The organism is Marinobacter manganoxydans MnI7-9 (genome assembly GCF_000235625.1).
Taxonomy (GTDB): Bacteria; Pseudomonadota; Gammaproteobacteria; order Pseudomonadales; family Oleiphilaceae; genus Marinobacter; species Marinobacter manganoxydans.
Genome location: NZ_AGTR01000037.1, coordinates 1 through 14,443 on the forward strand (window position 1 = coordinate 1; position 14,443 = coordinate 14,443).

Consider the following 14,443-nt stretch of genomic DNA (forward strand, 5'->3'; position numbering starts at 1 on the left):
CCTCCACTGCGGGTTTACGGTTCCGTCCGAGTGTCGAGATTACGTCTGGTCATTGTTCTCTATCGATACATCTTTCGCCTTTCTCTCTCTCACCATCCGGCCTCATTCTCGATTCAACGATCTTTCAGCTTCTGTTCAACGCAGCCTCTCTCAGCGCGAACACCGTCGTTCCGGAAGGCGAGGTGAGCTGTATCGAGTTTGAGTTGCCGCCCGCGCCTCCGTCGTGTTGTTCCACGGCTGTTGCTGTTGCCGATGTTGTACAGGCTGATCCTCATCAGATCTTTGTGACTGCAAGCCTTTATGGAGACCTCGATTTTGAGATTGCCTACGCTGTCGGCAAATTCCAAACTCTTGAGAGACCTTACACGCAGGGTATGCTGAGTTCAGACCAGGCCTGCGTATTCCAGACCAAGGTTGCCACTGATTCCAGACGAAGCCTGCCACCCATTCCACGCGAAAGCTGCCACTGATTCCACGGCAAAGCTGCCACCCTGGCAGGCTGCCTGACTCGCCCCATCGAAGCCGCGTGACGCGGGATAACTTAACGGTACTCTGATCCTTTTCATCCGGAGAAGGTCAGATGCCCGCGAAGAGGTTATCCATGCGCAAGATCAAAGATGTCCTCCGTCTCAAATGGGACAGAGAACTGAGTAACCGCCAGATTGCGGCGGTCTGCGGCGTCAGCCGCCCCACTGTGAGCGAATACCTGCGCCGCACGGTTGAGGCCGGTCTGAGCTGGCCATTGCCAGCGGATCTGGACGAGGCCCATCTGGAGCAGTTGCTGTTCCCGCAGCCACCGGATCTGCCGGCACAGGCCAGGGGCATCCCCGACTGGCAGCACATCCGTGACGAACTCGCGGGCAAGAATGTCACCCTGTTCCTGCTCTGGCAGGAGTACCGACAAGCCAACCCGGACGGCTATCAGTACAGCTGGTTCTGCGAGCACTACCGGGCTTGGCGGGGCAAGCTGGACCTGGTGATGCGCCAGGACCACCGGGCCGGTGAGAAGCTGTTCGTGGACTATGCCGGCCAGGCCGTGCCCGTCATTGACCGCACCACCGGAGAGATCCACGAGGCGCAGGTCTTTGTCGCGGTGATGGGCGCATCCAATTACACCTACGCCGAAGCCACCTGGAGCCAGACATTGCCGGACTGGATCGGCTCTCACACCCGGGCCTTCCAGTATCTGAATGGAGTTCCGGAATTAGTGGTCCCCGACAATTTAAAATCGGGTGTTACCAAGGCTCACCGGTACGAGCCGGACCTCAATCCAACCTATCAGGACATGGCCGCCCATTATGGGGTCGCCATTGTTCCTACCCGCGCCCGTAAGCCCCGCGACAAGGCCAAGGTGGAGGGTGGTGTATTGATCGTTGAGCGCTGGATCCTGGCGGCCTTGCGCCATCACCAGCACTTCTCCCTGGGGCAACTCAACGCCACCATCCGTGAGCTGTTGGAGAAGCTCAACAGCCGCCCCTTCCGCAAGTTACCCGGCTGCCGGCGCGACCACTTCGAACAGTTGGATAAACCGGTTTTACAGCCATTGCCGGTAGAGCCGTATGTCTACGCCGAGTGGAAGAAGGCCCGGGTCCACATCGACTACCACGTCGCCATCGACAGGCATTACTACTCGGTGCCCTACACCCTGATCAAGAAAGAGGTGGAGGTTCGCATCACTCACAACACCATCGAATGCTTTTACCGGGGCAACCGGATCGCCAGCCACCGGCGCTCCGACCAGAAGGGACGGCACACCACCATCGCCGCGCACATGCCCGAATCCCATCGCCAGGCGGGCGAGTGGTCGCCGGAAAGGCTGATCGGCTGGGCCGCCAAGACCGGACCGGCGACGGAGAAGCTTATCCGCACCGCACTGGGTGCCCGCAAACACCCACAGCAGGCGTACCGCTCCTGTCTGGGCATTCTCCGGTTGGGGCAGAGCTACGGCGAGTCGCGGCTGGAAGCCGCCTGCCAACGCGCCCTGATGCTGGGCAGTTGCCGGTACAAGAGCATTGAATCCATCCTCAAACACCGTCTGGATCAGCAGCCTCTGGAAGAGCAACAGGAACTGGCTTTACCGGACACTCACGACAACATCCGTGGCCCCGCCTACTACCACTGAAGGAACCTGACATGTTGAAACATCCCACACTGGATAAACTCCACGCCCTCAAACTGGCCGGCATGGCCGCCGCCCTGGCGGATCAGTCGACCATCCCCGACATCACCGATCTGAGCTTCGAGGAACGCCTCGGGCTACTCGTGGATCGGGAAATGACCGAGCGAGATAACCGACGCATGACCAGCCGGCTGCGCCGGGCCAAGCTGCGACACACGGCCATTCTCGAAGACCTGGACTACCGGAACTCACGGGGCCTGGATAAAGGGCTGGTCCAGTCACTGGCCGGTTGCCAATGGGTGAAGGAACATCTGAACGTGCTCATCACCGGCCCCACCGGGGTCGGCAAAACCTGGCTGGCCTGTGCTCTGGCGCACAAAGCCTGCCGGGAGGGTTACACCGCCCAGTACGTCCGCCTGACCCGACTGCTGCGGGAGCTGACCATTGCCAAGGGAGATGGCCAGTACGCCAAGCTCCTGACCAACCTCGCCAAAGTGGATGTGCTGATCCTGGATGACTGGGGGCTCATGAAGCTGAGCGCAGAGAACCGAAGAGACTTGCTGGAGGTGCTGGAAGACCGCCATGGCAGACGCTCCACCATCGCCACTAGCCAACTGCCCATGGATCAATGGCATGACGTGATCGGTGACGCCACTCTGGCAGACGCCATTCTGGATCGGCTCGTACACAACGCCTACAAGATCAATCTGCGGGGCGAATCCATGCGAAAACAGCAGGCAAAGTTGACGAGCACTGAGACTTCGGAGTAAGAAGAGAAACCCCGCGTCGCTACGCTCCGATGGGTGGCAGCCTTGCTCCGGTCCGGGTGGCAGGCTTCACGTGGAATGGGTGGCAACCTTCAGCGGTTTACGCACAGGCCAGCCCAGAAGGCTTCACCTCCGCATTTGACATCGTTCGGCCTTGAGATTCTGGAAACGCTACTGCACTGGCACTATTTCCGTAACCAAATCGTCATTCTCTGCCTTCACACTACCTGCTCTCTCGAAGATCAGATGCTGATCTTATTGTCCGGCTTCCTGGACTGGAGCCGGTTTTTTCTTTCCCCACAGTGCTTTTCACGATCCCGAAACAAAGGATTGCTTGAATAGTCGCGTTGAAAGGAAAATCCGTTAAACACCGTATTTAGGGTGATGCGCTCAGGATGAGCCCTCTGAAGCAGATTTATCTGCGCGTCGTTTCAACGAGGGCATATATGTCAATCATGGAAAACGCGATCGAAGGTGTGGAAGCCCGTGTCCTTTGGTCCTGTAAGCAGAGATGTGTAGAGCTATTGGAACTAGGCTTCAAGGAGGTGAGTGGCTTCTTCAAGCCATTCCGGTACGAAGTTCACATTAAAGGAGAAAGTTCACTTTTCCGTAGCACGAGTGAACACGCTGCCAGGCACTACCTGACAATGCTATTGGGGGATCCGATAGACGAGCTTGAGCATTGCTCCGGCTAAACTACTCGAACGATACGGTCTTCCGCCTTTCTGTTCTTCAGGAAAAATTCCAGCCCTTTAGTTAGCGACACATCGTGACGCCTGCTACTTGCTCAAAAAATGCCCAATTGTCGCAAGACTGACATATTTCTCTGGGATGCTGAAAGTGAGGACGGACTAAGCCACTGTTCTTGAATCCAAGCGTTGCTCATCTGATTGCCGGGCGTGACACTCCCGGCTTTTTTGTGCCTTTGACGCCATCAGCTAAGCTTTTGAAAAAATCGTTTACAGTTGCTCATGATGGACAAGCTCTCGGAAATCCTCCATCTCACCATCTGCTACCTTTTTCAGGATGACTCGTAGTATCAGGTTGGCAACTGGATGTTCGGAAACAAAACAATTGGATTCAAAAGGAGCAGGACTGATCATGAAGACCATGAAAACAATAGCGGCAGTGGCAACCTTCTCACTCACTCTGGCAAGCACGCAGGTACTGGCAGAAATGCAAACTGAGACCGTCGAGTACAAGATCGGCGAAACCACCTTCACCGGTTATATGGCCTGGGACGACGAATTTGAAGAAAAGCGCCCGGGTGTTCTGGTGGTCCACGAATGGTGGGGCCACAATGAATTCGCTCGGGAGCAGGCAGAGCGGCTTGCGACCTCTGGCTACACGGCGTTTGCCCTCGATATGTATGGCTCCGGCAAGCTGGCGGACCACCCTGATACCGCCCAGAAGTTCATGCAGGAAGCGACCAAGGACATGGATCAGGTGAAGGCGCGCTTCATGAAGGCGATGGAGATCCTGCAAAACCATGAAAGCGTTGATGCGTCCCGCATTGCTGCACAAGGCTACTGTTTCGGCGGCGCGGTGGTCCTGAATATGGCACGTATGGGCGTGGATCTGGACGGCGTCGTCAGCTACCACGGTGCGCTTGGCAGCCCCATAACCGCCGAAGCCGGAACAGTGAAGGCCAGGGTTCAGGTGTACACCGGTGGTGCCGACAAGATGGTTCCCTCGGACCAGGTCGCCGGCCTGGTGAAGGAGATGCAGGATGCAGAAGTCGATCTCACCCTGGTGAGCTTTCCCGGCGTGCTGCACTCATTCACCAATCCTGGCGCTGACAAGGTCGCCGAGGAGTTCGGCATGCCGATAGGTTATGACGAAGAGGCCGCCACCCGTTCCTGGGAGGGAACCATGCGTTTCTACGAGGCTATTTTCGCCCGGTAACACCGTGCGCTGAACACCGGAACCCGGCCTGGCGGCCGGGTTCTTCTGCTTCAGAGGGACGACGCAATACTGTTGCGAACGTCTGTCATCAGATCATCCAGCGGCAAAGCCCCGGACGCCATCGGGGGATGAATGACGATTTCAATGTCACCGCTGCTGAAGGCAGCACTTCCCTTGGGCAATCGCTGGTGGGACCCACAGATGGTGACGGGAAGAATCGGAAGCTCGCCATCCTGTGCAATGACGAAACCACCCTTCTTGAAGGGTAGTAATTTGCCATCCCACGAACGGGTTCCTTCCGGGAAAATCAGAATGCCGGTGCCGTCCGGGAGCTGGCCGACACCCCGCTTGATGCTCTCCAGTGCATCACTGCCTTTCGAACGATCGATAAACAAATTCCGCGAGGCTTCCAGTGCCAATCCGAACAGGGGCACCTTGCGCAACTCTTTCTTGATCACCCACCGATATTGCAGACCAAGGGCGAGCACCAGCGCCGGGGGATCAAGATAGGAGGCATGGTTGCTCAGAATGACATATCGCTGACCGGGCTCGATGTTTTCCCTGCCACGAACCTTGAGGCGGATACCGCAGACTTTCAGGATAATCCATGCATAGATCTGGGTGCCGTGGAACGCCGCATCCCCTCGCTTCCCCAAAAGGGCCGCAATAACAATCGGGAAGAACAGAATCAGGGTGAGCAGTATGGCCCAGAACAGGATCCAGGCGGCCTTGAGCAGTCGGAGCATGTAATGATTCCTGGAGATCTCGACTTCCGGTTAAACGAGCAGCAGGTCGGTAAAGATTACACAATGATGGGAAAATGACAAAAGCGTGCCACCTTGCCAGGCGTTTTTCAGCCATTAAAAAAGGCAGCCGAAGCTGCCTTTTTGGCGGTTATTGCCGAATCCATCAGGGATTACAGGGCAACAACGTTCTCCGCCTGAGGACCTTTCTGGCCCTGGGTAACGGTGAACTCAACCTGCTGGCCTTCTGCCAGAGTTTTGAAACCGCTGCCCTGAATAGCGCTGTAGTGAACAAAAACGTCCGGGCCGCCTTCACGAGTGATAAAGCCAAAGCCTTTTGCTTCGTTGAAGAACTTAACAGTACCGGTAGTAGTAGACATACTTAAACTTCCTGAAATCAATCATATTATCTGCCGCCTCGCACCTTCATGGTGTCAGGTCAGCGTTTTGCGGAAATACAGAACTCGCGGAATCAAAAACAGGACGGTCACTACTAACTGCGGAGGTACGTCTTATTCATGAAATGCTTTACTGAATCTTTCCTACGCCCTTCACTCTACTCCTGAATCCGAAGCTTGCCAAGGGTATTTTCGAGAATTTGTGTAGGTAGTGGTACCCATCATCCCTTCACCAGGCCAAAGGTGTAAATTCCCAGTGCAGTCATGAGGATGGAGCCGACAACGTGGGCCAGAATACCGGTGATGGCCATGGCCCATTTTCCGTCCTGGATTGCAGCAAACATCTCGAGTGAAAACGTCGAAAAGGTGGTCAGCGCACCGCACAATCCGGTTATGGCAAAGAGCCGCCACTCCGGTGCCAGCGTGGTGCCATGGCTGAAGTAACCGATCAGCAGCCCGATCAGCCAACCACCACTTAGGTTGGCAACCAGCGTTCCGTAAGGAACGGCATGGTATGTCGTGTTCAACCACAACCCCAGAGCCCAACGAAGGTTGGCGCCGATAACGGCGCCAACACTCACAGCAACGAACGACAACCACATGTCAGGGCTGTCTCCTGTCAGGCAGGGTTGTGATCAATCACTGTCTCCTTGTTGCGCGCAAACTCATCAAACGGGAAGTCATCGACCGTCAGCATCTCAAGTACAACGGTCTCATACTGGCGCATGAAATCGGCCTCTTCCTTGGTATAGATACCAGCCTTCAGGGCCGCCTCAAACCGCTCTTCCGGATGCAAGGCGGTCATCGGCAATTCACCCTTGGCGTAGGCCTTGGTCGCTTTCCGGTATAGCTGTTCTGCCTTGTCGTAGTCCTTGAGCAGACCGTTGTAGCGAGCCACCGGATTCTCCACGGTACCCTCGCCATTGGTATGCCAGATGCTGGCAATCAGCTTGTTGCGGATAGGCGTGTCTGTGGAGATTGCACGAGCCAACTTGCGCGCAAGGTCGTCCTGCGGACTACCCCAGCGACGGCCGAGCGGCATCGTGACGCCCCGCAGAACCAGCGCCACGGCACGATTCGGCAGGTTCTGGAGGAACTCATCCAGGGCGTTTTCAGTGCGATGCAGCAGCATGCCCAGGCTGTACTCCATTACTTCCTTCTCACCCTCTACCGGCTGAGTCTCGTGCCAGTTCTTGAGGACCATGGAAGCCAGGTACAGGTTGGACAGCATATCCCCCAGCCGTGCAGAGATAAGCTCCCGCATTTTCAGTTCGCTGCCAAGCGTGGTCATCGCGGCATCCGAGCACAGACCAAAGGCCGCACTGAAGCGGGCCACGGCCTGCGCGTACTTGCGACTGGCACTGTCAAACGGCACATCTGCCCGTCCAAGACCCAGAGCCTGGGTGAAGGCGCGGGCGGCATTGCCGAAAATCAGCCCGGCGTGGCCGAAGAACGCATCGTCAAACGCATTGATATCATCGTTGTCCTTGGCCGCCAGCTCCTTGAGCACATACGGATGGCAGCGAATGGCGCCCTGACCGAAGATCATCAGGCTGCGGGTCATGATGTTGGCACCCTCAACAGTGATCGAGACAGCGGCACCGCTGTAGCCTATGCCCAGGTAGTTACGCGGGCCAAGCGTGACGGTCTTGCCACCGTGAACGTCCATGGCATCGGTCAATACACCGCGCTGGAACTCGGTAAGGTGGTATTTAAGGATGGCAGACGGCACTGCCGGCTTCTCACCTTTATCAATCATATTGGCAGTGTGGTTTACAGCTGCCTGAGAGATATAGGTCTTGGCGGCGATTCGGGCCAGAGGCTCCTGCACACCCTCCATATCAGCAACCGGCGTATTGAACTGACGGCGGATACGGGTGAAACCACCAGCGGTGCCAACGGCCGACGCAGCCGCACCGGCCGCACCGGAGGGCAGGGTGATGCAGCGACCCACCGACAGGCACTCAACCAGCATACGCCAGCCCTGACCGGCCATATCCACGCCACCGATGATGTAGTCCAGCGGAATGAAGACGTCTTTACCCTTGATCGGGCCATTCAGGAACGGGCTGCCAATCGGGCAATGACGACGGCCGATCTCCATGCCTTTGGTGTCCCTGGGGATCAGTGCGCAGGTAATACCATAGTCTTCGGTTTCGCCCAGGAGCCCGTCCGGATCGAACATGCGGAAGGCAAGGCCAACAACCGTTGCGATGGGCGCCAGGGTGATCCAGCGCTTCTCGAAATTCAGCCGGATACCGACAACTTCCTTGCCATCGACTTTCTGTTTGCAAACGATACCGGTGTCCGGAAGCGACGTCGCATCTGAACCAGCCCTTGGGCCCGTCAGACCAAAGCAAGGAATTTCACGACCGTCTGCAAGCCTTGGCAGGTAATGGTTTTTCTGCTCCTCGGTGCCGTACTTGACGAGCAGCTCGCCAGGACCAAGGGAATTGGGTACGCCCACAGACACCATGAGCGTCTCGTTGGATGCCAGTTTTTGCAGAACTGCAGACTGCGCCTTGGCAGAGAATTCGAGGCCACCGTATTCCTTGGGAATGATCATCCCGAAGAAACCTTCCTTCTTGAGGAAGTCCCACAGCTCTTCGGGCAGATCAGCCCGCTCGACCGCCACGTCCCAGGTGTTACACATGGAAATTGCCTGGACACACTGATTGTCGACGAAGGCCTGTTCTTCCTCGCTCAGGCCGGTATTGCGGTTGATCAGCAGGTTGTGCCAGTCAGGCCGACCAGTGAACAGTTCACCGTCCCAGCCGACCGTACCGGCTTCGAGAGCCACTTTCTCAGTCTCGGAAACCTTCGGTGCGACCTTCTTGAACATCGCGAAAATGCGGGGTGTCAGCCAGCTTTGGCGAAACCCGGGGAGGCCGGCAGCAGCTGTTAGGGCGGCACCAATAAACAAAACCAGGGCCAGCAAACCAGAGGCAAAAATCAGCGACAGCAGGCCGGTAACGGCCATTACGCCAATCGCGGACGTTGCACCAGACTCGCGCCGCATCACAATCAGCAGGCCAGCCAGTGCCACTACAAACAGTATGAAAGTCATCATAGGTTCTCTCTGTCATCCATGGTTCGGGAATGTCGAAGACTATAAACCGTTACGTTTACGGTACCGCATCAGATGAGGGCTGACCAGCAAATGCCGCACAGTCAGCCAGTTACGGAGATCACACCTGGCATTATGCGGTCACGATCACACGAATGCCTTCCAATGCCAGACTGGCGTGCCCTATCGCCTCTTTTGCCGCTTCGAACTGATCGCGGAAAAAGTCGATTTCCTCCTCACGAATCGCCGGATTCACCTTTTGCAATGCTTCCAGCCGACGGATTTCCGGTCCGAAACTGGCCTCCAACTGCTCAAGCGCCTGAGACTTCAGGGGCTCCAGATGAGGCTCCGACAACCGCTCCACGTGGTCCACCATGGTTTCCACCTGGGGCCGGATCTGCGGAACGATGGCCTGGGCCGTGCGCCGCCGGATATTCGAGCACATCTCGTTGAGCCGGTCGTGAGGCAACGCGCCCGAAAGCTCCTTGCCATTGACATCCACCAGCAGCCGAAGTGGCGAGACCGGCAGGTAGCGGGTCAGTTGGAGCGCTTCCGGTGCCGGGCAGTGCACAGTAAACAGGGCCTCCATCAACAGCGTTCCGGGCGGCAGCGCCTTTACGGAAAGACTGGCGAGGGCGGCCTTGCCAAGGCCGGAGCTGGTCACCGAGTCCATCACCCCCGTGACCATCGGGTGCTCCCAGCTCATGAAAGCCAGGTCTTCCCGCTCCAAGGCATTCTGTCGGTCCCAGGTCACGGTAATCCCGTCTTCCGGTAATTCGGCGACATGGCCGGCCTGATATTGCTCGCCGGGTCGCAGAATGTCGGAGTGATCGGCATGGTCTTCGACATCCACGCCGAGGATGTCAAAAGCCTCCATCATGTAATCCCGAACCCGGGCCTCGGATTCTTCGTCTTCGATGGCGGCGATCAGATCCTCTGCCACCTCAGGGCGACAGGAATTCAGCTCGATCAAGGCATCACGGCCAGCCTGCAAGAGCGTTTTCAGGCGCGTTGCTTCGTCCGCAGAGGCCTCGACGAGTCCATCAGCCACATCAAGGTCGCCATCAATAGCCTGCTGCCACTGGGCCTGCACCGCTTCCTGAACGGCAACGCCCACCGCGCAGCTCTCGGCAAAGGCGTTCAGGCCCTCGTGGAACCAGCGGAACTGCACCTCCTGACTGGTGCCACTGAGATAGGGCACGTGAATATCAATCGCTTCTGTCTGACCGATCCGGTCCAGCCGCCCGATGCGCTGCTCGAGCAAGTCCGGGTTTGCAGGCAGATCGAAGAGCACGAGATGATGGGCAAACTGGAAATTGCGGCCTTCGCTGCCGATTTCAGAGCAGATCAGCGCCTGGGCACCCTGCTCCGTGTCGGCGAAATAGGCGGCGGCGCGATCACGCTCGATCAGGCTCAGGTGTTCATGGAAGGCAGCACTGCGGATACCCGCCCGCAGCTGGAGATAATGTTCCAGGGCCATGGCGGTCTGGGCACTGGCACAGATCACCACCACTTTGGCCGGGCGCAGGCCGACCAGCTTTTTCTCAAGCCACTCAACCCGGGGATCGTCCGCCAGCCACTGCTCCTCGGGCACCAGTTGCTCCGGGGCCAACCCCTGAATACCTGAGGCCTGCCCTTCGTACATGGCCGGACAAGGCAACGGTGCAGGATCGGGTCGGCGCTCGGGAAATCCCTGGATGGCCGCCCGGGTGTTACGGAACAGCACGCGACCGGTACCATGCCGGTCCAGCAGGGCATCGATCACCGATTGCCTCGGATTGTCACCGGCAAACAGCTGGTCCAGCTCTTCACCCAACCATTCCCGCAGCAGCTTCTGATCACCCTCGCTGATATCGGAGCTTTCGTCCTGAAGACGCCGGACAACACTGTTGATGGCTTCATACTGCTGCTCTTCTCTGCGGAAGGTTTCCAGATCATGGAAACGGGCCGGGTCGAGAAGCCGCAGGCGGGCAAAGTGACTGGCGATACCCACCTGCTCGGGCGTTGCTGTCAGCAAGAGCAGGCCGCGGCTGACCGCCGACAGTTCCTCAACGATCCGGTATTCCGGGCTAACCTCTTCAGGGCTCCACGCAAGATGATGGGCCTCATCAACAATCATCAGGTCCCAGTGAGCCTTGAGGGCATCGTCCTGCGCCTTCTGGCTTTTCTTCAGGAAGTCGAGACTGCAGAGCACCAGCTGTTCGCTCTCGAACGGATTCACCGCATCTTCATCGCCAAAAATATGGTTTACCAGCGCATCCACGTCGCTTTCCTGCTCTTTCAGAGCGTCGTAGCGACCCTGATCCACTATGGAAAATCGCAGATTAAAGCGGCGGAGCATTTCCACCAGCCATTGATGGGTGAGGGAATCCGGCACCACGATCAAGGCACGCTTTGCCCGGCCAGTGTGCAGCTGATAGTGGAGGATCAGCCCCGCCTCGATGGTTTTGCCAAGACCGACCTCATCTGCCAGAAGAACCCGTGGCGCATGGCGCCGGGCAACTTCATGGGCAATGTATATCTGGTGTGGCAGATGCTGCGTGCGGGCGCCGATCAACCCCTGGGCTGACGATGCCCGCAGGCGGTTCATGTGCTGAAGCGTGGCAAACCTCAGGCGAAAGGCACCGTTGCGATCGAACTGGCCCGCGAACAGCCGCTGGTGCGGTGCAGAAAAATTCACGGATCCGGCGAGTTTCACCTCGGATATTTCGTGCAGATCGGTGCCGTCGTCCCCGTGATACAGGAGCACCCCGCCCCGGTCCTCAACTGCACGGACGGTGTACCGTTCGCCATCGAAGGTCTCAATCTCTTCCCCCAGCTGATAGATGATGCGGGACAGCGGGGCGTTATCAATCGCGTAGGTGCGCTCCTCATCGGCGGCGGGAAACCCGAGGGTCACCCGGCGCCCGGAGATATCCGTGACGATCCCGAGCCCCAGGCCGGTGTCACTGTGGCTGACCCAACGCTGACCAATAACAAATTCCGATGTATCCAAGAAACCTCCAGACCAATTAAGTTCTTGTGGCGCCGTTCTCACGCACCCAGTAAGCCGTCGCCCCACATACCGCCGCCGGAACGACAAACAAATTCAGCACCGGCACCATGGCAGCCAGCGCCACCGGCAGGCCAAAGCCAAAGGCAGACAGGCGGGTGTCGCCGAGCAACCGTCGCAGTGCGGGGAAACTGACCTTGTGGTTGTCTGCCGGGTAGTCCACGTATTGCAGCGCCATCATCCAGCTGTTGAACAGGAACCAGAGAACAGCAGCCACCAGATTAACAACCGGTATAAGACCGATGATCAGTAAACCGATAGCCCGCGGCAGGTAATACAGGATCTTCTGAACCTCGCGCCAGAGTGCGCGGGGAATATCCTTGATGATCGATGCCCAGCTGTCATCGGTATTCACCTCCTGGCCGGTCAGGTGCTTTTCTGTCAGCTCGGCAAGATAGCCATAGAAAGGGGAACCAATCAGATTGGCAACGATCACAAAGCCGTAGGCGAGCATCAGTACGATGACCGCCCCATACAGAATCCAGAACAACCAATCCAGTGCCTGAAGCCACGCCCAGTCCGGCAACCACGACATCGCGGTGGCAATCAGGCCTGCAAACAGCTCTCCCATGAAGAAGAACAGCAATCCGAAGAGCAGAATATTGATAACCAGTGGAATGATGACGAACAGCCGAAGACCGGGCTGACGAATCAGGCGGAAACCCTCACCCAGGTAGCCCAGTCCACGAAAAAAATTACCCTTGAGCATAGCTGGCAGGACCTCCGCTTCAATGACAATGACGGGGCGCAAAGCATATCATGTTGGCAACATTCCCACAGCCCGAGAACGCTCAGTGACTTCCCCGATGGATACATTGAAACAACAACTGACCAGCCTGCTGCAATTCCGCCCCCTCTGGCAGGCAGCCTTTGTGGTTTCCGTTCTGGCCATCGGGTTTCTGGCGACAACCGACAGCCCTCATGCCATACCTTCATCGTCGAACGACAAGGTGAACCATCTGATCGCCTTCCTCGAGCTCACCATCCTCACCCGGCTGGCCTGGCCGGAGCTCCGGCCCATCTGGTTTGCGCCGGCCCTGCTGGGCTTTGGCCTTGGCATTGAGCTTATCCAGGCAACCCTGCCCTATCGGGAATTTTCCCTGGCCGATCTGGCTGCGGACGGCGCCGGCATTGCCATCGGACTTCTTCCCTGGCCCGGCATCCGAAACGCCGGAAAACCGGATTTGCGAAATTCGCCAGAGTCGCTGTGAGATATCTCTTACAAAGGCGTGAGATCTTGCAGCGACGTTGTGTGCGCGGCAGTGGCAGAAACTCTTTAGAAAAAAGCTAACTCACTGATAACTTTGTTTTATTGGAGACACCCACGCTGACATCTCCTGCGATGCGTGCACAGTTCACACGTTTGTCAGAATCCAGTTGGTATATTGTTGTTGTCAAGGATGACAGGGAAATGGACGACGCACTGGATGCACCCCGGCAAGGATCGCGGGGAGAGGTAGGGACACAAGGACGCCTCGCTTAAGGGATAACTATTCGGATAGCCGGCTCGGATGCCGGCACCACGGAGTGGCTCAAGGATCTCGCAACAAGGCTGTTGCCAAATGCGCAAGGATGCGCCGACCTGTTCCGAGAAAGGGTAACCGTTTGGTTGCCCTTTATTTTTTTATACCTTCTTTTTTCTCACCTCTGATCCATCACTGGTTGTTCTCGGCCAGGTAGATACGAACCTGATTGAACTCCTCGAATTCGTTAAGATCCGGCCAGGTCCGGGCCTCAAGCGTTGTCTGCTTGCGGTAGGCATCGTCACCCAACACTTTCATCCGCGAATCCGCCAGCAGCACCCGAGGAGCCGCCTCGCGTAAAACGCCGAGCAACGGCCGGTTTTCCGGATCGTAGAGCACATCCGCAGCGGCCACGACATCTATTTCGTCCGGCCGGGCTGCCCAGTCAGGGCAAAGGCCAACGGAAACACCATTGAGAGCCGCATTCGCATTGGCCGCGTCCAGCGCAGCCGGATCAATGTCACAGGCGATGGCTTCCCTGGCTCCGGCCATTGCCGCCGCGACAGCCACGATTCCGGATCCCGAGCCGAAATCCAGGACGCGCTTGCCCTCAACCCAATGGGGATTGTCCAGAATCCAGTTGGCGAGCACCTGGCCGCTGGCCCAGCAGAACGACCAGTAGGCGGGTTCGGCAACGACCGCCTGGGCCTCTTCGTGCGATAACGGCCCCTCAAGCACCCTCGGGTCAAAGAGGTACAGGGCAATGCGCTCACAGCCGGCAGGACGGGAAACGGCCACCCGGCCTCGGGAGAGGGTTTTGCGCAGGTGCTGATTCAGACTGTCCACTGACATGGGGTACCCAACCTCAATTTTCCGGAAGGCGTCATTGTACCCGTGACCAGTCCGGGAAACAGGCGGCGACAAGCAGA

The 14,443-nt window shown here is 57.6% G+C and carries 12 protein-coding genes; 5 read left to right on the plus strand and 7 right to left on the minus strand.

What is annotated here, in order from left to right; translation table 11 throughout:
* From KYE_RS21955 to KYE_RS10060, 4 genes are all read left to right on the plus strand, one after another.
* Positions 1-470, plus strand: a 470-nt coding sequence (locus tag KYE_RS21955) for a hypothetical protein (protein WP_227497806.1), incomplete at its 5' end; no start/stop codon positions are given.
* Positions 471-580: 110 nt separating this feature from the next.
* Positions 581-2,122, plus strand: a complete 1,542-nt coding sequence (gene istA, locus KYE_RS10040; RefSeq protein ID WP_008172940.1) for an IS21 family transposase — start codon at positions 581-583, stop codon at positions 2,120-2,122.
* A gap of 11 nt (positions 2,123-2,133) precedes the next feature.
* A complete protein-coding gene (istB, locus tag KYE_RS10045; protein ID WP_008172942.1) occupies positions 2,134-2,889 on the plus strand; it encodes an IS21-like element helper ATPase IstB in 756 nt (251 codons plus the stop codon).
* A 1,098-nt stretch (positions 2,890-3,987) separates the two neighbouring features.
* The gene (locus KYE_RS10060) at positions 3,988-4,791 is read left to right on the plus strand and encodes a dienelactone hydrolase family protein (protein ID WP_039881979.1); all 804 of its coding nucleotides are present in this window, start codon (positions 3,988-3,990) and stop codon (positions 4,789-4,791) included.
* A 50-nt stretch (positions 4,792-4,841) separates the two neighbouring features.
* On the opposite strand, the gene KYE_RS10065 is transcribed toward KYE_RS10060, so the two are convergent.
* The 6 genes from KYE_RS10065 to cysZ all read right to left on the minus strand — a co-directional run bounded on the left by KYE_RS10065 (position 4,842) and on the right by cysZ (position 12,760).
* Positions 4,842-5,537 (minus strand): lysophospholipid acyltransferase family protein, encoded by a 696-nt coding sequence (locus KYE_RS10065; RefSeq protein WP_008172949.1) that lies wholly within the window; start codon positions 5,535-5,537, stop codon positions 4,842-4,844.
* A 170-nt stretch (positions 5,538-5,707) separates the two neighbouring features.
* Positions 5,708-5,914 carry a cold-shock protein gene (locus tag KYE_RS10070; protein WP_008172950.1) on the minus strand — a complete coding sequence of 69 codons (207 nt, stop codon included), beginning with the start codon at positions 5,912-5,914 and terminating at the stop codon, positions 5,708-5,710.
* Positions 5,915-6,153: 239 nt separating this feature from the next.
* Positions 6,154-6,534 (minus strand): fluoride efflux transporter CrcB, encoded by a 381-nt coding sequence (crcB, locus tag KYE_RS10075; RefSeq protein ID WP_008172952.1) that lies wholly within the window; start codon positions 6,532-6,534, stop codon positions 6,154-6,156.
* 17 nt (positions 6,535-6,551) lie between these two features.
* Positions 6,552-9,002, minus strand: coding sequence for an acyl-CoA dehydrogenase (locus KYE_RS10080; RefSeq protein ID WP_008172955.1), 2,451 nt, complete (start codon positions 9,000-9,002; stop codon positions 6,552-6,554).
* 130 nt (positions 9,003-9,132) lie between these two features.
* The gene (gene rapA / locus KYE_RS10085) at positions 9,133-11,994 is read right to left on the minus strand and encodes an RNA polymerase-associated protein RapA (RefSeq protein ID WP_008172956.1); all 2,862 of its coding nucleotides are present in this window, start codon (positions 11,992-11,994) and stop codon (positions 9,133-9,135) included.
* A 16-nt stretch (positions 11,995-12,010) separates the two neighbouring features.
* Complete coding sequence (cysZ, locus tag KYE_RS10090) at positions 12,011-12,760, minus strand: sulfate transporter CysZ (RefSeq protein ID WP_008172957.1); 750 nt, start codon at positions 12,758-12,760, stop codon at positions 12,011-12,013.
* 97 nt (positions 12,761-12,857) lie between these two features.
* On the opposite strand from cysZ, the gene KYE_RS10095 reads away from it, so the two are divergent.
* The gene (locus tag KYE_RS10095) at positions 12,858-13,262 is read left to right on the plus strand and encodes a VanZ family protein (RefSeq protein ID WP_039881983.1); all 405 of its coding nucleotides are present in this window, start codon (positions 12,858-12,860) and stop codon (positions 13,260-13,262) included.
* Between the two features lie 444 nt (positions 13,263-13,706).
* Here KYE_RS10095 and KYE_RS10100 read toward each other — a convergent pair whose 3' ends face one another.
* Positions 13,707-14,366 carry a class I SAM-dependent methyltransferase gene (locus tag KYE_RS10100; protein WP_008172959.1) on the minus strand — a complete coding sequence of 220 codons (660 nt, stop codon included), beginning with the start codon at positions 14,364-14,366 and terminating at the stop codon, positions 13,707-13,709.
* Between the last annotated feature and the right edge of the window lie 77 nt (positions 14,367-14,443).